Genomic DNA, 24,127 nt, shown 5'->3' on the forward strand with positions numbered 1-24,127 from the left:
GTAAACAACAAAAAAGGAAGTCCCGGCAGCCGGGACTTCTTTTTTTATTTTAATTTTACTGTCAGCACCGGTGTTTCGCCGGCAACTGCTGAGATATTTTCATGTTTGTCCATGTTCTGCACGATGTCGCTATTTGAAATAATCATCGGCGTGATGATGCTGGCTGCTTTTTCACGGACGAGTTCAAGGCTGTACGTAAGCAGCACGTCGCCTTTTTTCACATGATCGCCCTCAGAAACCTGCACATCAAATCCTTCACCTTTCATATTCACTGTATCGAGACCGACGTGAATTAAAATTTCAAGCCCGCCCGCCGCCTCAAGACCGATCGCATGCTTTGTTGGAAAAACATTCAGCACTTTCGCATCAGCTGGTGCAACGACTTTTCCTTCTGATGGGTTAACCGCTATGCCGTCGCCCATCATCTTTTGAGAAAAGACTGGATCGGGTACTTCTGTTAATCCAACCACGTCACCGGTCATTGGCGATACAAGCACTACTTCAGAGACATTTTGTGTTGAACCGCTCTCTTCTTTACCACCAAACAGCTTATTTAAAAATCCCATAAATTATTCACTCCTTTTTTCTTTTTATTCCCTAAAGATGACTTTTTAAAAACGATTTTATTTCTTCGATAGAAGGCATGGAAGCAGCTGTGCCTGTTTTCGTTACTGAAAGCGCCGCAACCGCCTGTCCAAACTGAACGGCTTCTTCGACTGGCATACCGCTGCTGAGAGCATGAGCAAACCCGCCGTTAAACGCATCACCGGCTCCTGTCGTATCCACTGTTTTTACCGAGAACCCTTCAATAAGTTTTCCATGACTGGTGCCATCCGATAAATATACTCCCTTTTCCCCGAGTGTAATGATGACAATCTTTACTCCTTTTTCATGCAAAAAGTTCGCTGCTTTTTGTGCAGACAGTTCATCTACTACATCAATGCCAGTCAATCCCCGGGCTTCTGTTTCATTCGGCGTCAAATATGTAACGTGCTGCAGCCACTCAGAAGGGAATAGCAAGTACGGCGCCGGGTTCAGCAGAACCGGCACATGATGAACAGAAGCCTGCCCGATCGCCGTTTCAATTGCTTCTAAGCTGATTTCTAGCTGGAGCAGCAAAATATCCGCCTTTTTAATGGCAGTCTCAGCATCTATCACATCTAAACGTTTCATCGTTCCACATGCACCTGGCGCTATGACAATATCGTTTTCACCACAATCATCGACCGCAATAAGGGCTGTCCCCGTCGCTTCTGTTTCACTTCTTTGTACAAATCGAACGTCAAATCCTTCCCGTTCAAAGTGCCGCATCGCTTCCTCGCCGAAAACATCAAGGCCAATTTTTGTTATAAATGTAACGTCTGACCCGCTTCTAGCCGCGGCTGTAGCTTGATTGCCCCCTTTACCGCCGGGTCCCATTTGAAAAGGCCCGCCCAAAACTGTTTCGCCTGGCACCGGCAAATGCGGCGTCCGGCTCATCAAATCCACAACGTAGCTTCCAACAACTGTTACATGCCCCATTCTGCTCACCCCATAAATTAAGCATAAAAGAAAAAGGCCCCAAATGCCAACGAAAGGCAGAAGAAGCCACTTTTTTATGCTGGGCGCTCGTTATGAAACGCTTTCATTTTTTGAAGAAAGAAATTTTCCTGTTCAAGCCGCTTTCCTTCTATAAATTCAGCTCGGGCAATTTCTTTCACTGACGTAACGCCATTATGCTTCACACCCGGCATATCTGCCGCCTGATCCATAACCACCACTGGTGTATAGTGTGCCTCTGTTACCAAATAGCGTGCCACACTAATCTCATTCCGCTTACCTACATGACCATACCGTAAAACCACCTTCCAATATTTCCATCCCATATCGATCCCTCCGATTTTATATATTATGTACTATATACCCGTTTTAGCCCAAAAAACACAGATTTTAGCGAAGGAAAATAATTTGTTCACACGAATCTTTATTGTAAAAAAATGAATTAGACCGTGCTTCAGAAAAAAAGAATCGTTCGCGGTTATGTTTCTGGATTTAGACCGGTTTAAAAACGTCAATGATACGCTTGGCCATAACAATGGTGACCTATTGTTAATGAAAGTAGCGGACCGGCTTCAGAAATGCCTTCGTCAGACCGATATCGCGGCAAGACTGGGCGGAGATGAATACGCCATTCTACTCCCTTCTATTAAGCAAGAAAAAGCCGGATCGATCGCTCAACGAATTTGTGAAGAAATGAACCATTTTTTCCCCATTGAAAACCTTGATATTTTCATTAGTACAAGCATCGGCATCAGCGTACATCCTGATGATGGGAAAGACATGAAAACGCTGCTTCAAAATGCCGATGCCGCTATGTATTTTGCCAAAGAAAGCAACAAAAATAATTATCAGTTTTTTACGATCGATTTGCACCGTGATATGAGCAATAAAATGATACTGGAGAGGGAAATGCACCGCGCCGTTGAGGAGCAGCATTTTCACCTGGTTTACCAGCCTCAAATCAATATGGCGGCCAATAAAATGATCGGTGTTGAAGCGCTGCTTCGGTGGAATCATCCAAAAATCGGCTTCATTTCTCCTATTGAGTTTATTCCACTGGCGGAAGAAACGGGCTTAATTATTCCAATGGGCACCTGGGTGCTTGAAGCTGCCTGTGCTCAAAATAAAGCGTGGCAGGAAGCGGGATTGCCGCCGATCCGCATGAGTGTGAATGTGTCACTTCGGCAACTTATGCAGCTCAATTTTGTCGAGCAGGTCGAACAGATTCTAGATCAGACCGGCCTTGCACCTGAATGGCTTGATATCGAAATTACCAAAAGCATGACGGCGGACGTATCCCATGCCTAGCAAGTATTGAGCCGTCTGCGCGGCATTGGCATCCATGTCAGTATTGGTGATTTCGGCACCGGCTACAGCTCGCTCAGCTATTTAAGCAAGTTCCCTATCACCAAATTGAAAATTGACCAGTCCTTCGTTCGTGATTTAGCCCAAGATCGACAGGCAATCGTCAAAACGATCATTGATCTCGCCCGAAATTTAAATTTAAATGTGATTGCGGAAGGAGTATAGTCAAAAGAACAAGCACGTCTTTTGATGGAGTTGAACTGCACGGAAGCACAAGGTTATTTATACGCCAAACCACTCTCCCCTGAAGAAATCGAAGAAAGACTGTCCATATAAACCGGACAGCCTTTCTTTATTTTGCCTGCACCATACGCTCAATTGCATTATTTACCGTATACCATTCATTATCTGCACTGTATCCGTTCGTTTGGCCAGCCATTTGATCACGTGAAAAATAGTAAAGCGGATATCCTTTATATGTGGACTGTTTTTCGCCCGTGTCCGTTCGTGTGATCACCCCGAAATCAGACTTGCTGAATCCTTCCGGCACATCACTGGACCCGAGATAAAATGGCGGCCATTCTTCCAGGCAGTAATGCGTACAAGCAGAGACTCCTTCTTTATCATTCGTATAATAATAAAGCGTCATACCCGCTGAATCGGCCAAATACTGTCCAGTCTCTTCCTTTTTCATGACCTGCAACGGCTCCGCCGGATTTTGAGCTGCTTCTTGTGGCTCATTAATCGGTGCCGACATGTTTTCTGGTGCTTCATCCGCCATGCACCCAGCAAGCAGTACGATGACAAACAGCCATTTCCACATTTCATCCATCCCCCTTTTCAAAAGAAGGATGTCCTGAAAAAGCAAAATTTATTCATTGTTTCACGTGAAACATTTGTCGAAATTTGCATATTTCGTCCATCTTTTAACGAATCAAATAAAAAAGAAATTGTACTGCCTAAACCTTGACCACGCTATATTAAAGCGTGGTTTTTTTCAAAATGAATGGAATATACTCTTCTTCATGTTTCACTTGAAACGTTTTATAAGGAACATCAGAAAGCGGAATCCAGCTGATCACACAATGGATATTTTCAAGCTTTAAAAGCGGCAGGTCTTCTTCGTTTCGGATCAATACTGCTTTCGGATAGGGTTCCTTTTTATATCCTTCTACAAAAATACAGTCGATCGGAAAAAAGCTGTACAGTTTTATAATTTCAACAAGCGGCCAGTTGTCCTGCTGTATATTTAACTGGAGAATGCCTTCTCCCTCCACGCCGGCAAGAACAGCACCTGCCTGTTGATGACGTGTGCTGTCTTTTGCATCCGGCGCCCCGCCGTGACCGTGGTGCTTAATCGCTGCCACGCGCATTCCTTTTTCCGCAGCAGCTCGAATTAGTTTTTCCATTAATGTCGTTTTGCCGCTGTTTTGATAGCCAACAATTTGAAACACGTTTTCCATTTGAAAGACCTCCACGTTATAATGACAGTAGGAGTGATGAACATGAAAACAGCCGGTATTGTGCTCGCCGGCGGCCAGTCCTCTCGCTATGGCCGCCCAAAAATGTTTGAGACGTATAAAGAAAAGCCTTTTTACCAGTATAGTGTCAATGCCCTCTCGGCAAATGGGCTGAATCCTATAATTATTTCCACAAACCCCCTGCTTGCTGACGGCTTCGATACGGCTCGAGTCGACCTTGTCCTTGAAAACGAAATGCATAACGGTCCTCTTTTTGCGATTCATCACGTCATGAAGCAATACGATGAGCCAGAATGGTTTTTTGTGCTGTCAGCGGATATTCCGTTTGTAACAGAAACATTTGTCTATCAATTGCTTGCACATCGCCATTCTGATTATAACGCGATTGTGCCGGTTCAGGAGAATAAATTGCAGCCGCTTCTTGCTCTTTACCACCGTCAATGTCTGCCGATGATGGAACAAGTTTTAAATGAAAACAAACGTAGTTTAATGGCTCTTTTAAAAAATACTGCCTTCAAAACAATTCCCTTTACTAAAAAAGAACACTCTTTCATCAATATCAATACAATAAGTGATTTGAACGAATATAAGGATTAAAGTAAAAAAGCAATCCGTAAAATGGATTGCTTTTTTAAGCTGGAAGCGGCGTAACTGAAACAGCGCATACTTTAAATCCAGGCATTTTACTGGCCGGATCGAGTTCTTCGCTCGTTAGTTTGTTTATATTTTGCATGCCGTCCCAATGCATCGGCACAAAGACGGTATCTTCTCGAATGGAAGCAGTCAGTTTGCTTCGAACCACAATCTCCCCGCGTCGGGAATGGACTTTGACGAGTGTGTCATCTTGAATATTTAAGCTGCGCGCTGTTTTTGGATGGATCTCCACGAAAGATTCAAACTGCCTGGCTTCCAGCGTCGGGCTTTTATGCGTCTGCACCCCCGTCAAATAATGCCCAAGCACCCGGCCTGTCGTTAAGTAGAGCGGATACTTGCCGCCTGCCCTTTCTTTTGGAAAATGATTTGGTACAGCAACCATTTCTGCCCTTCCGTCTGACCGCGGGAATGATGTTTCAAACAATCTTTTTTCGCCTGGATAATCCACGGATGGACACGGCCAGTAAATTCCTTCTTCCCTCCGAAGCCGGTCATACGTAATGCCATAATAATCGGCAATGCCGCCTTTGCTCGCTAACCGGAGCTCTTCGAAAATATCTTCAGCACAGGAATACGAAAAATACGCTCCTTTGCCAATTGACTCGGCAATATCTGATAGCACTTCCCAATCCTGTTTCACAATACCTGGCACCGGACGGGCCGCTTCCCGAAGCAGGACACGTCCTTCTAAGTTCGTTAACGTACCGGTGTTTTCTAAATAAGCGGCGGTCGGCAAAATTAAGTCTGCCAGCTGAGCGGTTTCAGAAAAAAGCATATCCGCGACGACAAGAAAATCGAGTTTCCGCAGCCCTTCCTCCACAAAATTGGCGTTTGGATTGGATACAACCGGATTAGATCCCATTAAAAAAAGTGACCGGATTTCCTGTGCGTGAATTTTTTCCATCATTTCATATGCCGATACACCCTTTCCGGGGAGATCAGCCGGTTTAACGCCCCATACTTTTGCAATATAAGCACGGTGTTCGTCATTTTCAATCGAGCGGTAGCCGGGCAGCTGATCCGCTTTTTGTCCATGTTCGCGTCCGCCCTGTCCATTTGCCTGACCAGTGACGGCACCATAGCCGCTCCCTGGTTTGCCAATGTTGCCTGTTGCCAGCAGCACGTTAATAAAATTCCGGACAGCCATGGATCCATCTGTTTGCTGCTCAACACCTCGGGCTGTTAAAATCATGCCCGACGCAGCTTGCCCGAACCTGCGGCCAGCTTCTTCTATGTCTTCTTTCGGAACACCTGTTATAAATGCGATCTCCTCTAACTGAAGTGAGTCCACGTGCGCTTGCACTTCATCAAATCCAGTCGTGCGCTTTGACAAAAATACTTCATCGACATACCCGCTATCCATAATCACTTTCAACAGGCCATTCGCAAGTGCTGCATCCATTCCCGGTTTTACTTTCAAATGAAGATCTGCTATATCAGCTGTTGCCGTATTGCGCGGATCAATGACAATGATAAACGCGCCGTTTTCTTTTGCATCCGTAAAATATGGCATTAATGTCGGCTGGCATTCGGCAATGTTGGTTCCCGCCAATATTAAGCAGCCGGACTGCCTTACTTCAGAAAGCGGATTAGTCAGCCCCCGGTCGACACCAAATGCTTTGTTGCCGGCTGTGGCGGCGGCGGACATACAAAAGCGCCCGTTATAATCAATGTACTTCGTCTGCAGCGCGACACGGGCAAATTTACCCAGTGCATAGGATGTTTCATTGGTGAGCGATCCGCCCCCATATACACCAATGGCATCCCGGCCGGATTCATTTTGTGCCGTGGTGAACTTCTCAGCAATCAGCTTATACGCTTCTTCCCATGATACCGGCACAAATTGTCCGCCTTTTTTCATTAGAGGTTCTGTAATCCGTTCGCCGCTCAGTGCGTGCTGATACGCATTCATGCCTTTTATACAAAGGCGGCCTTCTGATGCGGCATTTTGCTTCGGAGCGACGTCATATGTTTTACGGCCGGCTTCGATTTTTTCGGTAATCGTCATTCTGCACTGAACACTGCAAAATGGACACTGTGTTTCCATAACGTTTCCCATTTTCTCACCTACTTTATAAGGCGACGGCGGCCTGTTGATTTTTTTTTACGGTTTCTTCTATTTTTCGTTTCAATACTTCTTCACGAATCGTTATTACACCAAGACGACCAAGCCATTTGTCCATTGTTTCACCGTAAAAAGCAGACTCCCGGTAATAAGACAGCAGTGTTTCAGTCATTCGAATCGCGTCTTCCTGTTCCATCGTGACATACAGCCGTTCGCCTGCTGTATATAATTCCCATCCGCCTGGAGCTCCGATCAAACCGACTTCTTCACGAAGCGATTTTGCTTCATCATTTAGATTGGATGAGACAGCCAACGTAATACGAGCGGGAAAAACGAATGATTCCAGCTTTTGTTCCAGCTGCCGGCCGAGGCTGATCGAATCCTGCAAAGCACCTTTTGCATACCGAATGCCGGCGCACGTACCAACAGCGCGTAATTCTTCCCCGTAAAGAGGCGCTGCGGCGGACAATTCGGCCCGGACCGCGGCAATCGAGTCTGGTTCGATGCCGTATAACCCCATTCTTGGTCCAGGCACAAGCTTGACGAGAGGGATTTCATACTTTTCCACAACGTCCGCAATTTTCCGGAGCTGTTCCGCGCCGGTCACACCGCCGTACATGCGCGGGGCGGTCATATACGTACCATCTGCTGTCTGTTCTTCTACAATATCCGGCAGCTCACTGCTATGCATACCCATATAATAGAGAAGCGCCGGACGGCAGATGCCGCATCCTGTATCATTTTTCCAGTAAAGCCTCTTCATAATTTGCTCTCTTGACTCATTCGGACAAAGCTGAATGGCTTCAATGATATCCAGATGATCTGCGCCCGTGCACGCACAAATTGCTTCTTTTGCTGTACCGGTTTCTGCTCCATTCCGCTTTATAAAATCAAGAATGTCGGTCACCACCGGACGGCAGCCTCCGCACGAGCTGGATGCTTTCGTGCACGCTTTAATGTGATCCACGCTTTCTAATTCCTGCTCGCAAACAGCGCTCACGATGGTTCCTTTTGAAACGCCGTTGCACGCACAGACAATATCATGATCAGCCATGGAAGCGATGAGCTCATCTTTATTGCTTGATCCACTGCTCATTTCTTTTTCCAAAACAGCATAATCCGTTTTCTTTTGAATCATCCCAAGCAGTTTAGCGCCTTCGCTAATGTCACCAAATAACACTGCCCCTGTTACTTTCTTATCCCGTACAATAATTTTCTTATATGTGTTTTTTATGCCGTCGAACCATTGCAGTGACTGTGTTTCGTCACTATCCATAAACTCTCCGGATGAAAAAACGTCAACACCGGATACTTTTAGCTGCGTCGACAGAACAGACCCCTGGTAGCCGGCATGCTCCTGTCCGCACAATGTAGCGGCAAGTGCTTTTCCTTGCTCATATAGGGGCGCAACCAGTCCGTAAACAAACCCACGGTGCTCGGCGCATTCTCCGACGGCGTACACATTCGGAATATTCGTCCGCATATAGTCATCAACTAAAATCGCCCGGTTTGTTTCAATATCTGTGCCGGCAACGACTTCCGTATTCGGCCGTACACCAACAGCCATGACAATTAAATCTGCTTCACGCCAGCTGCCATCCGAAAAACGGAGACCTTTGACACGTTTGTGACCGGTAATTTCCGCTGAGTTTTTTTGAAGCAGAAAATTCATTCCCTGCTCTTCCAGTTCCTTTTGAAGCATCCTTGCTGCGGCCGGATCAAGCTGGCGATCCATAATGTATTCGCCAATATGGACAACATCGACTTGCATCCCTAAATTTAAAAGGCCGCGAGCAGCTTCCAAACCAAGAAGTCCGCCGCCAATGACGATAGCTTTATTATATTTTTTGGAGGTTTCGACCATTTTTTCACAATCATAAATATCCCGGAATGCTGTCACGCCTTCTTTTTTCGCTCCCGGAAGCGGCAGCATAAACGGAAGTGAACCTGTCGCGATAATTAATTCATCATATGGAACAATTTGGTTTTTTAATGTGACCACATATTTTTGTCCGGTATTAATTTGAATAACCGGTTCACCTGTATATAATGTGATTTGGTGCGCCTCGTACCAAGACCAATCATTCAGCGTGATGCTTTCGACGGTGGTGTCTCCTTGAAGCACTTTAGACAGCAAAATCCGGTTATAGTTCGGATGAGGCTCTTTTCCGAATATAGTAATCTCGAATTTATCTGGATGAATGGCTAAAATTTCTTCAACCGTACGCACGCCCGCCATCCCATTTCCTATGACGACCAGTTTTCGTTTACTCATAAATAAAGACCCCCCCGTCCTTTTTCAGTCTGCTTTGAAGGCCGGGTTCCAGTAAGCCGCGTTTCCGGTAAATGAATCATGTAAGGCTTTTGATGATTCTTGGCACGCTTCCCCGTTCGTTATTAACGTCAACATAAAAGTGAAAATTTTCATCTCATACACTCCTTTTTTGTTTTCGTGTAAGCTTAAATAACACAATATAGGACGATTTTTAGAAAGTCAATCAGATTTTTTTGGCTTTTCAAAATAATTTGTTAGGTTTTCTAACAAGTATATGGAAAGTATCTTTTAACCCCCCTACACTTACATTAAGCAAAACAAACCACTTAACGATGCGAAGGAGAGGAACAAATGAAATTATCAAGCTTAAGAAAGAGCGGTCATGCACCGTCATTGTTTGCATCATTTCTTTATTTTGATATTAGCTTTATGATCTGGGTTATGCTTGGTGCACTAGGCGTATACATTACAGAGGACTTCGGTCTTTCTCCTGCAGAAAAAGGATTTATTGTCGCGATTCCGATTTTGGCTGGTTCTTTTTTCCGAATTATTCTTGGCATTTTAACGGATCGGATCGGACCGCGTAAAACAGCCATTGGCGGCATGATCGTCACGATGGTTCCTCTTTTATGGGGATGGCTTTTCGGAAACTCGATGAATGAGCTTTATTTCATTGGTATTTTACTTGGTGTGGCCGGTGCCAGTTTCTCCGCGGCACTGCCAATGGCAAGCCGCTGGTATCCACCGCACCTGCAAGGGATTGCGATGGGAATTGCCGGCGCCGGAAACAGCGGAACCGTTCTTGCGACATTGTTTGGTCCACGGCTGGCTGAAGTATACGGCTGGCATGGTGTAATGGGAATCGCGTTAATTCCGCTCGCTCTTGTTTTTATTACGTATGTGATGATTGCAAAAGATGCACCGACACAGCCCGAGCCGCAGCCGCTTAAGAATTACTTCACTGTCTTTAAACAAAGAGATACGTGGTACTTCTGTCTGCTGTATAGTGTCACCTTTGGCGGATTTGTCGGTTTGACAAGCTTTTTGAGTATTTTCTTCGTAGATCAATATGGCCTTTCAAAGGTACGTGCAGGTGATTTCGTGACTCTTTGTGTCATCGCAGGAAGTTTGTTCCGTCCAGTCGGCGGCCTGATTGCCGATAAAATTGGGGGAGCAAAATTGCTAAACTTTTTGTTTATCGGTGTCGCGCTTACGATGTTCGGTGTCAGCACACTTCCTTCTTTAACACTTGTAACAGTGCTGCTGTTTATGGGCATGATGTGCCTTGGCATGGGCAATGGCGCTGTATTCCAATTAGTGCCGCAGCGTTTCCAGAAAGAAATTGGCATGATCACAGGTATCGTCGGCGCAGCCGGTGGCGTAGGCGGCTTTTTCGTTCCGAATGTTCTCGGCACGTTAAAACAAATGACCGGTACGTATGCAGCTGGCTTCACTGTTTATGCAGGAGTTGGTATCGCCGCATTAATTTTATTGACTATAGCGCAGATTTCATGGCGCAAAGCATATGCATTAAAAGAAGAGTCCGCGTAACGAAAAAATTTCTAAAGCTGGCTGGTCCGACATTTGAGTCGGCTCGGCCGGTTTTTTTGTTTTAAAAAAGAAGGGTATGGGCAAAGATATACATATAATAAGGAAAGGATTTGATTTTTTTGGACAAACAAGCAATTCAAACTGCATTGAAAAATCGGACAGTCGCTTTGCCGGATGGCACTTCTGTTCCTGCAATCGGACAAGGCACCTGGTACATAGGCGATGACCCTTCCAAAAAAGAAGCTGAGATACGTGCACTAAGACTTGGCGTTGATCTCGGGATGACACTTATTGATACGGCAGAAATGTACGGAGAAGGAAAAGCCGAACAGGTTGTTGGTGAAGCGCTGCGAGGGATTCGTGATGATGTATTTTTGGTTTCGAAAGTATATCCACGTAACGCCGGCTTAGAACGAATTGCTTCATCTTGCGAAAAAAGCTTGCAGCGGCTCGGAACCGATCATCTGGATTTGTATCTTTTGCATTGGCGGGGCCGCGTGCCTCTTGCAGAAACCATTGAAGGAATGAAAAAGCTGAAAAAAGACGGAAAGATTTTGCGCTGGGGTGTCTCGAATTTTGATACTGCTGACATGGAGGAACTGTTGAATACACCAGGCGGTGACCACTGTTCTACGAATCAAGTTCTCTATCATCTTGGTTCAAGAGGCATTGAGTTTGACTTGCTTCCGTGGCAAAAACAGCAAAAGATGCCATTGATGGCGTACAGTCCTCTCGCTCAGGGAGGTTCGCTTCGAAAAGAATTAATGAGCGATCCTGCCCTAAAAGAAATAGCCAAAACACATAATGTGGAGCCTCTTCAAATCGCCCTTGCATGGACTATTCGTTCGGGGAATGTCATTGCGATTCCGAAAGCAGTCCAGGAAAAACACGTAATCGCTAATGCAGAAGCGGCCGCAATTGAGCTGACAAACGAGGATTTGAGCAAGCTAGATACTATTTTTCCGGCACCAGTGCGGAAAGTGCCGCTTGATATTATTTAAGTTTATTTGACCCATTGGATGTTTGTCCGTTGCAGAAAGGACAGGAGATGCATTTACTGCTTATAAAGAAACGTTGGAGGTGATAAAAATGCATCGTCATCATGTCCGTCCGATCGTCTGCCCACCGAGATGTGTGGTACACAACACGTATATAAAACGTGAAGTGCCGGTTATTCACCCGATTATTAACATTAACCGACAGCACATTGTCAACGTGCCCCGCCACATGTATCAGCCGATTACAAGAAATGAGGTCGTGGATCCCGGTTATCCGAGAAACTGCTGCGGCCCCCGTCGTCATTGGTGAAAAAAAACCCGGACTGTTATGAAAACAGACCGGGTTTTTTCACCAATGTTTCACGTGAAACAACGAGTTTATTTTGTCCGCTTCAGGAAGGCTCCGCGAGGATTCCTGTAAAAGCAGATTGATAAATCGCCCGGATGTCTTCTTCTTTTAACGGAAGCGGGCTTCTGGCGAGAATTCGTTTTTGCTGAACACCGTCTTTTGTCAAACTTTCAAGGGCAGATTCAGGAATATCAAACCCGCCTAATGTAGATGGGATGCCGACATCCTTGACAATTCTTTCAAGCTCTTCAACACACTTATAAGATGCTTCTTCATCTGAAAGTAAAGCTGAATTCCCGCCGAGGGCGTCGAGAATATCCGACATTTTCACTTGACAGCTTTTGCGAATATAGCCCATGACGTATGGAAGCAAAACGGCATTTGATTCACCGTGTGAAATATGAAATTGGCCGCCAATCGGATACGCAAGCGCATGAACACCGGCAACACCTGCATTGAAGAATGCAAGTCCGGCAATGTAGCTGCCGTTGCTCATATCGGTGCGGGCCCGCTGATCCTCACCATCTTCTACCGCTTTGCGAAGAGATCGGCCAATTAAATGGATCGCCTGCAAAGCCAGGGCGTCTGTAACAGGACTGGCATTGACAGAAATGTACGCTTCTACCGCATGTGTCAGCGCATCAATTCCGGTAGCTGCAGTCACTTTCGCCGGCACTGAAACGGTCAGTTCGGGATCGACAATAGCGGCATCAGCCAACAAATAATCATGCGTGACTACATCTTTTGTCGTTTCCAGTGATAGAACAGAAATATTCGTTACTTCTGAGCCGGTACCCGCTGTAGTGGGAATTAATATTTTGGGCAGCCCTTTTTCTGATACCTGCTTCGTTCCAGATAAATTTAAATAGTTCTTAACGGATCCTTCATGCACACTTAAAACAGCAGCAAGCTTTGCCAGATCAAGCGCACTTCCTCCACCGACACCAATGACAAGGTCAAAGCCGCCTTCTCTCGTAAACATAACGAGCTTTTCTCCGATTGCAAGGGGCGGCTCTGGGACAACATCCGTGTAAACAGTCACGTTGTATCCTTTCTCTTCTAGCGGATCAGTGACTCGTTTCGTCAGTCCGATTTTTTCAAGCATCGGATCGGTGATAACTAATAGATTCTTAGGTTTATATTTTTCGACTTCCGTCACGAGCTGTGAAAGTGATCCCCAGCCGGTATAGCTTAATGGCGCAAAAACAAGTTTAGAAGTACTCATTGTTCGCTCTCCTTTCTTTTATTCGTAATAGCCTTCTGTTGATTTCCGGAATGTTTTAAACTGATCCGGATCATGCCCGAACCAAACCTGTGAATTTGTTTCCTGCGCAAGGCGTCGGATTTTTTCGACGCTGTTGGCGTAGCCGAGTGAGTCATAAATAATGCCAGGCGGCTTAATTGGCGGTCCGAAGCTTTCTGCTGTATAAATGGCATCAGAGGCAAGAATAATGCCGCCTGTTTCCGGCATATTAATGTGCAGCCCAATCATTCCCCACGCATGACCGCTTCCGAAGTTCAGGACTTTAATTCCTTCTGCAAGCTCCAGGTTGTCTTCTCCGCGCTTAACTGTCCGCCATTGCAGATTATTTTTAATCCATGCGTCAATATCGCTCCAAATATAAGCCCCTTCTTTTTGATTACGCGCATACGACTGAAGTGTGCCGTTCAACTCATCTTCATGGACAATAATCGTCGCATTGGTGAACAATTCCAAACAGCCGGCATGATCAAGGTGAAGGTGAGATGCCACAACATATTTAATGTCTTCCGGCCGAACGTTCAATTCTTCCAGACGGTTGTGCAGATAACATTCTTCACTCATGGAAATTGGGAACATTTTCTGCGTTGTTTCGGTCCATCTTCCTTCAGGCCCCATTGAGTTCGGGTTGCATGCTGTATCAAACAAAATTTTGCCCGCTGGATGATCAATCAGCACTGTGTAAACAGGAAATTCAACAAATTCAGTTGGTGCATTCGGGTTATCAATTGTCGCTGGATTATGCATCGCAATCATCCAGTTTTTATCCATTTGCATCCGCCCATTGTCCATCACATACAGTTTCGGGTTCGGCTTAATAATGTTGCACATACTCTTTTCCCCCTTTAAAATGTTGTTTTAATCGTGACAAATTTTAGTTCTGTCATTTCCTGCACCGCATATTTAATTCCTTCGCGGCCGTAGCCGCTGTCTTTCACACCACCGTACGGCATATGATCAAGGCGGAATGTCGGAATATCATTAATGATGACACCGCCTGATTCGAATTTTCGTGCTGCATGCATGGCATTCATAATGTTTTGCGTATAAATGGCGACATTTAATCCGTAAACGGAATTATTTACAGAATCTATCGCGTCATCCAGGTCATCGTATTTAACAATCGATACGACCGGCGCAAATGTTTCCTGGCATGAGACCGCCATTTGTTCGGTCACATTAAGCAGCACTGTCGGTTCAAACATCCCTTCTTTTACGGATCCGCCAAGCCCGATAGACGCTCCTTGTGTTACCGCTTCTTCTACCCATGATAAAATTCTTTCGGTTTCCCGCTCGCTGATCATTGCGCTCACATCGGTCGTTTCATCCAGTGGATCGCCCTTTTTTAATGTTTTTGCCCGCTCAATAAACCGCTCACAAAATTCATCATAAATGGCTGAATGAACATAAATCCGCTGCAGCGAAATACATACTTGTCCGGCAAATGAAAATGCGCCTTCTACGCAGCGTGGAATAATTTTTTCAAGCGGCACGTCCGGTTCGACGATTAAACCAGAATTCGAGCCAAGCTCTAGTGTGACTTTTCGCAACCCTGCTTGTTTTTTTATCATTTTTCCGACGGAAGCGCTTCCGGTGAAGGTTACTTTTTTCACTGCTGGATTCGTAATCAGCGCCTCGCTTAGCTCTTTCCCGCTGCCGGTGATCACTTGAAGTGCCCCATCTGGCAGTCCGGCCTGCTGAAACAGATCAGCAATAAAATACGCGCTTAACGGTGTTTGTTCAGCAGGTTTTAACACGACAGTGTTCCCAGCCGCAAATGCCGGGCCCAGCTTATGGGCGACCAAATTGAACGGAAAGTTAAAAGGGCTGATGGCGGTAACAACGCCTAATGGTTCACGCCACGTAAAGCCGAGCCGGTTTTCACCGCCAGGCGCTGCATCCATCGGAATCGTTTCCCCATAAATACGTTTCGCTTCTTCTGCCGCAAACTGATACGTGGCAATTGTTCGGTCAATCTCGCCTCTTGCCGTCCGAATCGGCTTGCCGGCTTCATACGCGATGATCCGTGCCGCTTCTTCTTTCTGTTCGCTTAATAACTGCGCAACACGGCTTAAGATCGCTGACCGCTCGTAGGCAGGCATTTTTTTCATTTTTTCATATGCATCATGGGCGCCGGTAATGGCTTCTTTTACATTTTCTTCATCTGCCATCGCAATCTCAGCCAATACGTCATGATTATAAGGGGAATGAAGTGTATACGTTCGTTTTGCCTGCTTTTGCTTCCCATTTATATATAAATGCTTTGTTTGCATGTAATCCCTCCTCGTTTTTATAATGCAAGATGTGTGCCATAATGAAAACGCTCTATATAAGAGGTTTATTCATTGTTTTCTAAATCAATTGGTGATAAAATTCACCACAATAGTATTGGATCTCTTGATTATAAACGATTTATCTAGTGGTGATCATTTTCCTGCAATGGTGATTTATTTCACCAATCATGACAAAGAAAAGAGTGAAATATATGCAGATTCCTTTATTTGAAAACGTTTTCTTAACTGCATTTCGGCAAATGGAGAAAATCATTGAGTTTTCAGCGGATGGGCTTTACGTTGTGAATCATGAAGGCATTACCCTATTCGTCAATACCGCTTATGAAGAGATCACCGGGTTTAAGCGGGAAGAATTAATTGGGTTTCACATGGGTGATTTAATAAAGCGGGGTTATTTTGATCAGTCTGTTTCATTACTCGTATTGAACGAAAAGAAACGAGTTTCAATTTTACAGCAGATCGGCCAGCAGAAAAAAGACGTCATCGCAACCGGCAATCCTGTATTTGATGAATCAGGTGCAATTTCGATGGTCGTCACCAGCGTCCGGGACATTACGCATTTAAATGAATTGACGAAAGAATTAATGAAAGCAAAAACATTCTCGCAGCTCAGCCAAAACCGCTATACATTTTCAACAGACGGCTCGGATGAGAAGATTATTTTTCAAAGCATGCGAATGAAAGAGATTATTCATAAAATCCACCAGATTGCCCCATTCCCGACAAGTGTACTCTTATCCGGTTCAAGCGGGGCAGGCAAAGAAGTCATTGCCAATTTGATTCATCAATTAAGCGATCGGAAAGACGAACCGTTTATTAAAGTAAACTGCGGTGCTATCCCAGAGCAGCTGCTCGAATCAGAGTTGTTCGGGTATGAAAAAGGAGCTTTCACTGGGGCGCGCAATGAAGGGAAAATCGGCTTGCTGGAGCTTGCTGATAAAGGAACGGTTCTGCTTGATGAAATCGGCGAATTGCCGTTGCCGCTTCAAGTAAAACTGCTGCGCGTCCTGCAGGAAAAACAAATTCAGCGTGTCGGCGGCACCAATACGAAACAATTGGATATCCGCATCATTTCCGCGACGAATAAAAACCTAAAAGAACTCGTCCTAAAAGGACTATTTCGTGAGGACCTGTATTACCGGCTGCAAGTCGTGGAACTGTCCATTCCGCCGCTTTGTGAACGGCCGGAAGACATTGAAATTCTTCTCGATCACTTTTTTGCTTATTTTAGCCGGCAATATGCGATTAAAAAGAATGTATCTGAGGAAACAAAACATATTTTACAAAACTATCATTGGCCAGGCAATGTACGCGAGCTAAGAAACTTAGTCGAAAGCATGCTTGTGTCTGTCCCTTCTTTCACCATTGAACCGGTTGACCTTCCGCCTCATTTTACAAGTCAGCTGGACAACGTTTCTCCCACTACACTGAAGCAGCGTGTGGAACAGTACGAAAAACGCATCGTTCAGGATGCCCTGCAAAAAAATACGTCAATTCGAAAAACAGCAGACTTTCTTGGGATTGATCATTCTACACTTGTGAAAAAGATGAAAAAGTGGCGAATAACAAAAGAATAAGGGAATGTTTCACGTGAAACATTCCCTTGTTTTTATAACGGCTTTAATTGTATGTTATCTCTTTTTTCAAGGCCTGCCACCATATCGTGCCATTCCTGAGGCTTATTCGATAGAACCGAATAGTAACCAGTAATGAAGTCACGGATAAAACTTGCTTTGAGTGAATGAATATTTTCTTTAAACGGCTGGAAGCAAAGGTCTAAATGATTGACCGCTTCTCCTTCATTTGTCCACGCCGGATGGACATACGGAAAATCAAGGCGCATGTAGCCGAGATGGGAAAGTACTTCACGCCGGACAAACGGATCCATCACTTTAATACCCGCAAACGAATGGTCCGTCATACGGTACGGGTCATAAATTTCCGCAAACATGCCAATCAAATCAAGATCGTGCTCTTTTGCGAGCTGCATTAAATCTTCGTAGCGTTTTTTCGCTAAAAACGGACCGACACCAAGTCCTTCTTTTACAATAATGGTGAAATCCGTCATCGCCACGTTCAACTCTTTATTGTAGCGATATTCAGTCACACCCATTACTTCATCGTCCTGAACTGCTACAAACACGCGGATCGTCGGGTCTTTCAGCGGCTCCGCCCATAACTCATATTCCAGCACTTCTTCTGGTGGAAACACGTCCTGCATCGTTTTATGCAAGCGCGCAAACATCGGGTCGTTAATGCTGTTAATTTGAATATACTCCACTTTCATTCCTCCTTTTCTATTTACCAAAATGCCGGCTTTGCCGTCATAAACCATAACATAAGTGCCAAGATGCTAATATACACCCAGACCGCCCGGTGCAGCTTAGCAGCCAAGTCATTTTGTGTCCGTTCACCCGCATGAAACTGACGAATGACCGGTGTAAATGCCCGCGCGAGAAAGACAATCGAAACGACCATGACCCCTATCGTCATGACAATCCACGATGTCCCCCACGTCCAGGCGCTTTGCCAAATGAGCAGTACACCTGTGGTCACTAGAACATGCCCAGAATGTTTTACAAGGCGGACGGCAGACCGGAACACGTCCAAATAAGCGGACAGCCCATCAAGATTTGCTGTCCGTATTTTTTTCGTCATCGGCATAAGCACAAAAAAAGGACCGATTGAAAGAATCGCACTGAAAATATGTACATACAAAATCAGTTCATACATTACACGGCGCGGAATTCATGTACCCATACACGCATATGCGGCAGCCAAGGCATGCCCGGATGATAGGACAAAATCGCATTTTTGTAGTCTTCAACCGTCGCAAACCCTTCTTGTTTTGCATGATTGTCTGTTAATTCGCCAAGTGATTGGGAATACACATTTTCAACCACAAAACCACGGCCTTCAAGTGTCATCACTTCACCGATATCCGCGTAGCGTCCATTCCGGCGTGTCGCTGTTTTTTCTCCGTTTAATACTTTTTGTACATCTTCTTTCATCGTTACAAGCCGCTCAATTGTACATGTTTTAGGCGGCAGTGCTGCCTGGCCTTCGTGTTGAGTTGTCATCTAAAAAATCCTCGCTTATTCAGTTATTTTGTATAGGCTTTCACTTTACCACATTTTCTTTTATTTTCTCCAACAGTTTAAAAAAGATATCTACTATTTTTCAATGTGCTGCAGGCGAGAGTTAATTTGAATATTATTTCTATAGCAAAAACCTTTATTCCGATTAAATAACTATGTATAATACGAGTAAAGGAAGGTGAACGCGTATGGGTATTCCAAAACCACTTGTTCAAACGAATCAGATGTTTATGGTACTGTCTGTTTTAGCAGGATTAATCATTCATTCGGCTATTCTGTTTCTGCCATTTTTAATTGGTGTTTACACACTCGTAACAAAGAAAAATCCGATTATTTTATTCAGCCGCCGGTTTTTAAAAAAGCCAGCCAATCAATATATTCAAGAAGACAAAGAACAGCAGATTTTTAATCAATGGATTGCGACAATCTGCCTTGCTCTTTCCCTTCTTTCTTTTTACGCGGGATGGACAGCAGCCGGCTATGCGCTTGGCATCATGGTTATTGCTGCCGCAGCTGTCGCATTGATGGGCTTTTGCATCGGCTGCTTTATTCGCTATCAATACATGATGTGGCGCCACCGCCGGCGGACACGCACTTAATAAAAAAAGCTGAACCCAATAAAAAGGTTCAGCTTTTTTTACATAAAATACGTCATTCTTTTTTTCATATACAAAGCACCAGCAATGACCGCAACCGGTATAAGCAGCGCCAGCTTGAATATAAATCCATCTTCCCCTGATGCAATAAGCAGCATCGGCGGCAAAGAAGCGATTCCGCTCCAAAGGAGTGCCTGCCACGAGTTTTTCCATAAGCCTAAAATGAGCAGAATGACAGCGGCAATCAACAGCCCCCATAAAAGGAATCCAACGAGAAGAAAATCCATCTTCAGCGCCCCCTATTCATCTTTCTGCTTTATCCTATTCCTATACCCGTTTTTCGTTTCTTTTATTTTACTGTGCTTTTTGAATTTGTTTGCTTCTTAATTGACCGCAGGCTGCATCAATGTCGGTGCCGTGCTCTTGGCGTACAACACAATTCAAGCCTTTTTTCTTCAGCGTATCATAAAACGCCATGATCGCTTCCGGCGTGCTTCTTTGATATTGGCCATGCTCATCAACCGGGTTATATGGAATCAAATTGACGTACTGCTTTTTATGTCCGATTAATTCTGCGAGTTCTAATGCGTCTTCCACCCGATCATTCACATCTTTTAATAAAATATATTCAAATGTAATACGGCGATTCGTATTTTCCAAATAATAATCAACTGCGTCCATAAGCTTTTCGAGCGGAATCGCCCGATTGATTTTCATAATCTGTGTCCGAAGCTTATTATTTGGCGCGTGTAAGGAAATCGCTAAGTTGACCGGGATTTTTGTATCGGTAAATTCATAAATTTTGTCTGCTAAGCCGCTCGTTGACACCGTAATATGCCGCGCTGCGATTTCCAGCCCTTTTTGATCAATGACGACTTTCAGGAAGTTCATCATGTTTTCGAAATTATCGAAAGGTTCACCGATACCCATTACGACAATATGGCTTACTTTTTCTCCGTTGCCTGCTTCATCAAGCGCGTGCTGCACGTTCATAATTTGCTCGACGATTTCACCGCTTGACAGGTCTCGTGTTTTCTTTAACAGGCCGCTTGCACAAAAGCTGCAGCCGATGTTGCAGCCGACTTGTGTCGTAACACAAACCGACAAACCGAACTTGTGCCGCATCATGACCGTCTCAATCAAATTGCCATCCGTTAATTTAAACAAAAATTTAATTGTTCCATCATTTGATTCCTGCTTCACATGTTCGGTTAGCGTATGAAGAACAAAACGCTCTTTTAACAGCTCGATACATTCAGGCTTTACATCTGTCATCGCATCAAATTCTGTTACCCGCTTCCGGTACAGCCAATCCCACACTCGCTGCGCCCAAAACTTTTTATATCCATATGGCAGAAGCCATGCCTCCAGCTGCTCAAACGTCAATCCGTAAATGGATTCTTTATTCATTTATCTATATCCTCTTTTCATTACATAAATTAAAAATGTTCTATCTTTAAAAATAACGCAAATAAGCCGCCGGCACAAGTATTGAAATGTGCCGGCGGCTTATCGTTTGATGCGTTAATTATTCACAATCATTGTCAGACGGTTATTCCGGACTTCCTGTTCTTCTTCAGAAACAAGATCGTATTTTTTCAATAAATGAAAAAGTTCATTTAACAAGTCCTGTGTCCGTTCTTCCTTCAAATAGTGCTGCACCCATCCATACAGATCTTCCGGAAGAAACGACTTCTGGCTTTCAAGCTTATTCACCACATCCGCATAAGAATGATCCAGTTTGCATTCTCTCATGTTAAAACACTCCTCTACTCTTCGTTTTGAAAAAGGACAAATCGCTCGTTATCATTTTTTTCATACAAGCCGTCCAGCCGCACTTCATCTACCCAATCAAATACCGTCTGGTTTTGCAAAAAATAAACGTATTCGTCAGAAGGGTAATACAAAATAATCGTTACTTTCCGTGGAAGCTGCTCAACTGAAGCTAAAATCCGCTGCATTACCTTCATGAAAATTTGAACCGAAAACGGATTAAAAAAGTAAAAAACGGTGTCCTCCGCCTTTACTTCATAATTCTGCGCCGTCATACATTGAAAATCAATAAACCCCCGCTGGCGCTTTCTTTTTTTCATATACCCTATTTTGTTTTGAAGACACTCTTCATAAAAAGCCGGATTCATCTCAATACCTATAACCGATGTTTGAAAGCGGTTGTGCACATAAAAAGCCACGCGCCCTTTTCCACAGCCGACATCGACGAACCCATCCCCTGCATCCAACTCACAGCGCGCAAACAGCTTGTCAAGTCCTGCATAAGGGGTGGGCTCATAGCGGTGATAATGGGCGAGCTGCGGAAACCCTTGCTGGTCGCCCACTGTTTTAATCGATAAAAATTGATCGTATTCATGTTCGTTCATGTTTAAACTTCCTTTTCAAAGCAGATATTTAATCACCATTAACCATTGACCAGAGCCTGTCTAAAACATAATAATACAAGAAATAATGTCTTGTATATGGACTTTAAAAGGGAGACTAAAAAATGAGCAACCCGCTGCGTTCTATCGAATATGAAATTGCGCTGCTAGTCCGTTTAACGACAACCCACAGCCCACAGCTCGGAAGAATGGACCGTTCTGAATATTTATTATTGAGCGAAATGGAGAAGCATGGACCATTAGCCATCAATATCCTCGCTGAAAAATTAAAACTTAATCTTTCCACTGCAAGCAGGCAGGTCGCCGTACTGGAAACAAAAAAATTGATTGAACGGTTTCCGGATCCTCAAAATGGACGGATCAGCCTAATTGAAATATCGCCTGAAGGACAAAGCATTCTCCAAAAAGTACAACAAGCCCGATATAACGTGTACAATGAAATCCTTCATAATTGGTCAGAAGAAGAGCGGCTGACACTGGCGGAAAATTTAACACGCCTGAATCAGGATTTCAAAGCGTGGAGAACGTAACGCTCGTTGCAGCACAACAAAAAGGTTATTTGAAAGCAAACCCGGAGAAACAGGTTCACATTTTTCGGGTTTTTTCTTTTCCATTCTCTTATACCCGCTTTTTAATGTTCATACAAAAAAATTTTCTTGATTTATTCGATCTAACTTGTATAATACAAGTTGCATAATACAAGTTGTGGGTTTTGCTTTATTTTTTATACACTCCACCTTGAATACTTAAGGTGCAACTTTTCTAAAATGAAAGGAGGAATCCGGATGAGTCAGCCGCTTGATGGAATAACAGTTCCCGCAAAAAAAGGAAGGGTCCCTAAATACCTTGTCATCTCCCTGTTAACATTGTTTTCTTTTGGCCCTCAATATTTTCTCAATCTTTCTTACATCCTGAATCAAGTTATTATTCAAAATGGTCTCCAGCTTAGCACTCATGATTTGCTTTTGCCTTCTGTTACATCAAATTTAGCTTTTGCTCTCGGTGTCCCGCTGGGCAGAGTTCTTTCAGGAAAATATGGCATTCGGAAAACTTATTTAACGTTTATTCTTATTTTTCTGGCCGGGTCCGTCATTGACCTTTTTTCCTGGAATATCCTGTCCCTTACTTTTGGACGAATCATTCAAGGCTTCAGTGCAGGAATTTTGTTTTTAACCATTCTTCCAGTCAGCTTAAAGGCTTATCCGAACAAAGTCAGGAACTTATTTTTATTTTTTGCGATTGCTGGATTATTTGGTTCTAGTGCAGTGGGTGCTTTCGCTGGTTCAGTGTCATTAAGCATCGACTCCTGGCGCTGGCTGTTTATCTTAAATATCCTTTCTTCTCTTTTTTGTTTTTGGATCGGATATAACGTTTTGCCAAATCAGAAGCCTGAACAGCTTGATCAATACCCGATTGATCGCAAAGGCCTTTTGCTGCTGAGCCTTATCGTCATCGCGCTGGTAAGTCCGCTTACGCATCTGCAGCAGGAAGGTTTTGGCTCACTGTATGTTTGGCCTTTTCTGCTTGCAGCTTTTATGCTGCTCGTATTCTTTATCTACACAGACTATCGAATCGAACATCCTTTAGTACCGATCCGCTCATTATGGGCAGCTAAGCCGATTTTCGGAATGATAATGGCCGTCACATCGCACGTCGTTCTCATTATTGCCATTGCCGGCACAAATGGAATTTTGGTAAATGTTATCAATCCTCCCTTTGCTTACCTTGCTTATTTTTATCTTTGGTTCTTCGCTGGAATCGTCGGATCGGGTATTATTGCTACGCTGCTTTATGACAAAACAGGACCGGGGATATTAGGGATCATCGGCTCTCTTTTCGTGGTCTTTGTCGGTATGGAATGGAAAACCATTGGTGCTGACGTTTCTTTGCATGCTCTTTATATCCAAATGGCTTGTCTTGGCGGAGGAGTCAGCATGGTCTTGATCTCTGGAGCTCTTGGCACGGCCCTTGCCGGTGATATTCATAAAGCAACGCTGCGTTCTGCTGCTCTTCATACGGTCCGGAACTTTATCGGTGCGATTGGTGCGCCCCTTCTCGGCTGGTTTTTGTATCGAATGAATACTATTCACTATGAACATGTAAGAGGACAGGTCAATCAACTGGACCCAGAAGTTCAACGGGAAATGGCTGCCTCAGTCCAGCACCTTGTGCACAGTGGTCTTTCTTTGGCAGAAGCAAAAAATTCAACAGCTCTTTCTATTGTTGTAAATGCCCGCAAAACCGCTGTTCTCCATGCTTATCACG

General features: G+C 44.4%; 25 protein-coding genes and 2 pseudogenes. 9 read left to right on the forward strand and 18 right to left on the reverse strand.

All coding sequences use genetic code 11. The annotated features are described in order from the left end of the window. Nucleotides 1-44: 44 nt before the first annotated feature. From NLX67_RS11565 to NLX67_RS11575, 3 genes are all read right to left on the reverse strand, one after another. A complete protein-coding gene (locus tag NLX67_RS11565; protein WP_254311847.1) occupies nucleotides 45-566 on the reverse strand; it encodes a PTS sugar transporter subunit IIA in 522 nt (173 codons plus the stop codon). Nucleotides 567-597: 31 nt separating this feature from the next. Beyond that, nucleotides 598-1,521 carry a ribokinase gene (gene rbsK, locus NLX67_RS11570; protein ID WP_254311848.1) on the reverse strand — a complete coding sequence of 308 codons (924 nt, stop codon included), beginning with the start codon at nucleotides 1,519-1,521 and terminating at the stop codon, nucleotides 598-600. A 74-nt stretch (nucleotides 1,522-1,595) separates the two neighbouring features. Then, on the reverse strand, nucleotides 1,596-1,865 hold the full coding sequence (locus NLX67_RS11575) for a hypothetical protein (protein WP_046180056.1): 270 nt from the start codon (nucleotides 1,863-1,865) through the stop codon (nucleotides 1,596-1,598). A gap of 115 nt (nucleotides 1,866-1,980) precedes the next feature. Between NLX67_RS11575 and NLX67_RS11580 the strand changes: the two are divergent. Continuing rightward, nucleotides 1,981-3,069: pseudogene (locus tag NLX67_RS11580) on the forward strand (putative bifunctional diguanylate cyclase/phosphodiesterase). Nucleotides 3,070-3,196: 127 nt separating this feature from the next. On the opposite strand, the gene NLX67_RS11585 reads toward NLX67_RS11580, so the two are convergent. Then, nucleotides 3,197-3,667 carry a COG4315 family predicted lipoprotein gene (locus tag NLX67_RS11585; protein ID WP_254311849.1) on the reverse strand — a complete coding sequence of 157 codons (471 nt, stop codon included), beginning with the start codon at nucleotides 3,665-3,667 and terminating at the stop codon, nucleotides 3,197-3,199. A 157-nt stretch (nucleotides 3,668-3,824) separates the two neighbouring features. Continuing rightward, on the reverse strand, nucleotides 3,825-4,307 hold the full coding sequence (gene mobB, locus NLX67_RS11590) for a molybdopterin-guanine dinucleotide biosynthesis protein B (RefSeq protein ID WP_046180054.1): 483 nt from the start codon (nucleotides 4,305-4,307) through the stop codon (nucleotides 3,825-3,827). 42 nt (nucleotides 4,308-4,349) lie between these two features. Between mobB and mobA the strand changes: the two genes are divergently transcribed. Beyond that, nucleotides 4,350-4,922 (forward strand): molybdenum cofactor guanylyltransferase, encoded by a 573-nt coding sequence (gene mobA, locus NLX67_RS11595; protein ID WP_254311850.1) that lies wholly within the window; start codon nucleotides 4,350-4,352, stop codon nucleotides 4,920-4,922. Nucleotides 4,923-4,956: 34 nt separating this feature from the next. On the opposite strand, the gene nasC is transcribed toward mobA, so the two are convergent. The 3 genes from nasC to NLX67_RS22810 are packed head-to-tail and all read right to left on the reverse strand — an operon-like array spanning nucleotide 4,957 to nucleotide 9,472. Then, nucleotides 4,957-7,038, reverse strand: coding sequence for an assimilatory nitrate reductase catalytic subunit NasC (nasC, locus tag NLX67_RS11600; RefSeq protein WP_254311851.1), 2,082 nt, complete (start codon nucleotides 7,036-7,038; stop codon nucleotides 4,957-4,959). Nucleotides 7,039-7,051: 13 nt separating this feature from the next. After that, on the reverse strand, nucleotides 7,052-9,319 hold the full coding sequence (nirB, locus tag NLX67_RS11605) for a nitrite reductase large subunit NirB (protein WP_254311852.1): 2,268 nt from the start codon (nucleotides 9,317-9,319) through the stop codon (nucleotides 7,052-7,054). Between the two features lie 24 nt (nucleotides 9,320-9,343). Then, nucleotides 9,344-9,472, reverse strand: a complete 129-nt coding sequence (locus NLX67_RS22810) for a hypothetical protein (protein ID WP_256519798.1) — start codon at nucleotides 9,470-9,472, stop codon at nucleotides 9,344-9,346. 198 nt (nucleotides 9,473-9,670) lie between these two features. On the opposite strand from NLX67_RS22810, the gene NLX67_RS11610 reads away from it, so the two are divergent. From NLX67_RS11610 to NLX67_RS11620, 3 genes are all read left to right on the forward strand, one after another. Further along, a complete protein-coding gene (locus NLX67_RS11610) occupies nucleotides 9,671-10,870 on the forward strand; it encodes a nitrate/nitrite transporter (protein WP_254311853.1) in 1,200 nt (399 codons plus the stop codon). Between the two features lie 119 nt (nucleotides 10,871-10,989). Further along, nucleotides 10,990-11,871, forward strand: a complete 882-nt coding sequence (locus NLX67_RS11615; protein ID WP_375143371.1) for an aldo/keto reductase — start codon at nucleotides 10,990-10,992, stop codon at nucleotides 11,869-11,871. An 88-nt stretch (nucleotides 11,872-11,959) separates the two neighbouring features. Next, nucleotides 11,960-12,178 (forward strand): hypothetical protein, encoded by a 219-nt coding sequence (locus tag NLX67_RS11620; RefSeq protein WP_046180048.1) that lies wholly within the window; start codon nucleotides 11,960-11,962, stop codon nucleotides 12,176-12,178. A gap of 82 nt (nucleotides 12,179-12,260) precedes the next feature. On the opposite strand, the gene NLX67_RS11625 is transcribed toward NLX67_RS11620, so the two are convergent. The 3 genes from NLX67_RS11625 to NLX67_RS11635 are packed head-to-tail and all read right to left on the reverse strand — an operon-like array spanning nucleotide 12,261 to nucleotide 15,751. Further along, entirely contained in the window at nucleotides 12,261-13,442 is a 1,182-nt protein-coding gene (locus tag NLX67_RS11625; protein WP_254311854.1) for an iron-containing alcohol dehydrogenase, read from the reverse strand. An 18-nt stretch (nucleotides 13,443-13,460) separates the two neighbouring features. After that, nucleotides 13,461-14,309 carry an AhlS family quorum-quenching N-acyl homoserine lactonase gene (gene ahlS / locus NLX67_RS11630; protein WP_046180046.1) on the reverse strand — a complete coding sequence of 283 codons (849 nt, stop codon included), beginning with the start codon at nucleotides 14,307-14,309 and terminating at the stop codon, nucleotides 13,461-13,463. 14 nt (nucleotides 14,310-14,323) lie between these two features. Next, complete coding sequence (locus tag NLX67_RS11635; protein ID WP_254311855.1) at nucleotides 14,324-15,751, reverse strand: aldehyde dehydrogenase family protein; 1,428 nt, start codon at nucleotides 15,749-15,751, stop codon at nucleotides 14,324-14,326. 212 nt (nucleotides 15,752-15,963) lie between these two features. Here NLX67_RS11635 and NLX67_RS11640 point away from each other — a divergent pair, with 212 nt between their 5' ends. Next, nucleotides 15,964-17,349, forward strand: coding sequence for a sigma-54 interaction domain-containing protein (locus tag NLX67_RS11640; RefSeq protein ID WP_254311856.1), 1,386 nt, complete (start codon nucleotides 15,964-15,966; stop codon nucleotides 17,347-17,349). 32 nt (nucleotides 17,350-17,381) lie between these two features. On the opposite strand, the gene NLX67_RS11645 is transcribed toward NLX67_RS11640, so the two are convergent. The 3 genes from NLX67_RS11645 to NLX67_RS11655 are packed head-to-tail and all read right to left on the reverse strand — an operon-like array spanning nucleotide 17,382 to nucleotide 18,852. Further along, nucleotides 17,382-18,053, reverse strand: a complete 672-nt coding sequence (locus tag NLX67_RS11645) for a GNAT family N-acetyltransferase (RefSeq protein ID WP_254311857.1) — start codon at nucleotides 18,051-18,053, stop codon at nucleotides 17,382-17,384. A gap of 20 nt (nucleotides 18,054-18,073) precedes the next feature. Beyond that, entirely contained in the window at nucleotides 18,074-18,505 is a 432-nt protein-coding gene (locus NLX67_RS11650) for a DUF2269 family protein (RefSeq protein WP_254311858.1), read from the reverse strand. After that, nucleotides 18,505-18,852 carry an ASCH domain-containing protein gene (locus tag NLX67_RS11655; RefSeq protein ID WP_254311859.1) on the reverse strand — a complete coding sequence of 116 codons (348 nt, stop codon included), beginning with the start codon at nucleotides 18,850-18,852 and terminating at the stop codon, nucleotides 18,505-18,507. Before NLX67_RS11655 ends, NLX67_RS11650 begins: the two co-directional genes overlap by 1 nt. Nucleotides 18,853-19,058: 206 nt before the next feature. Between NLX67_RS11655 and NLX67_RS11660 the strand changes: the two genes are divergently transcribed. After that, nucleotides 19,059-19,469, forward strand: a complete 411-nt coding sequence (locus tag NLX67_RS11660) for a DUF4395 domain-containing protein (RefSeq protein WP_254311860.1) — start codon at nucleotides 19,059-19,061, stop codon at nucleotides 19,467-19,469. Nucleotides 19,470-19,507: 38 nt separating this feature from the next. Here the strand turns inward: NLX67_RS11660 and NLX67_RS11665 are convergent, their stop codons facing one another. The 4 genes from NLX67_RS11665 to NLX67_RS11680 form a co-directional block, all read right to left on the reverse strand. Further along, nucleotides 19,508-19,753, reverse strand: coding sequence for a hypothetical protein (locus tag NLX67_RS11665; RefSeq protein ID WP_254311861.1), 246 nt, complete (start codon nucleotides 19,751-19,753; stop codon nucleotides 19,508-19,510). 67 nt (nucleotides 19,754-19,820) lie between these two features. Next, nucleotides 19,821-20,876, reverse strand: a complete 1,056-nt coding sequence (rlmN, locus tag NLX67_RS11670; RefSeq protein ID WP_046180038.1) for a dual-specificity RNA methyltransferase RlmN — start codon at nucleotides 20,874-20,876, stop codon at nucleotides 19,821-19,823. A gap of 114 nt (nucleotides 20,877-20,990) precedes the next feature. Then, a complete protein-coding gene (locus tag NLX67_RS11675) occupies nucleotides 20,991-21,221 on the reverse strand; it encodes a hypothetical protein (RefSeq protein ID WP_046180037.1) in 231 nt (76 codons plus the stop codon). Nucleotides 21,222-21,235: 14 nt separating this feature from the next. Next, nucleotides 21,236-21,844, reverse strand: a complete 609-nt coding sequence (locus NLX67_RS11680; protein ID WP_046180036.1) for a class I SAM-dependent methyltransferase — start codon at nucleotides 21,842-21,844, stop codon at nucleotides 21,236-21,238. A gap of 122 nt (nucleotides 21,845-21,966) precedes the next feature. Between NLX67_RS11680 and NLX67_RS11685 the strand changes: the two genes are divergently transcribed. Both NLX67_RS11685 and NLX67_RS11690 read left to right on the forward strand, forming a co-directional pair. Then, nucleotides 21,967-22,392, forward strand: coding sequence for a MarR family winged helix-turn-helix transcriptional regulator (locus NLX67_RS11685; protein ID WP_046180035.1), 426 nt, complete (start codon nucleotides 21,967-21,969; stop codon nucleotides 22,390-22,392). A 255-nt stretch (nucleotides 22,393-22,647) separates the two neighbouring features. Then, nucleotides 22,648-23,898 (forward strand): annotated as a pseudogene (locus NLX67_RS11690) (MFS transporter); the annotation flags it as partial. Nucleotides 23,899-24,127: the final 229 nt, after the last annotated feature.

It is taken from the genome of Domibacillus sp. A3M-37, assembly GCF_024213455.1.
GTDB lineage: Bacteria > Bacillota > Bacilli > Bacillales > Domibacillaceae > Domibacillus > Domibacillus tundrae.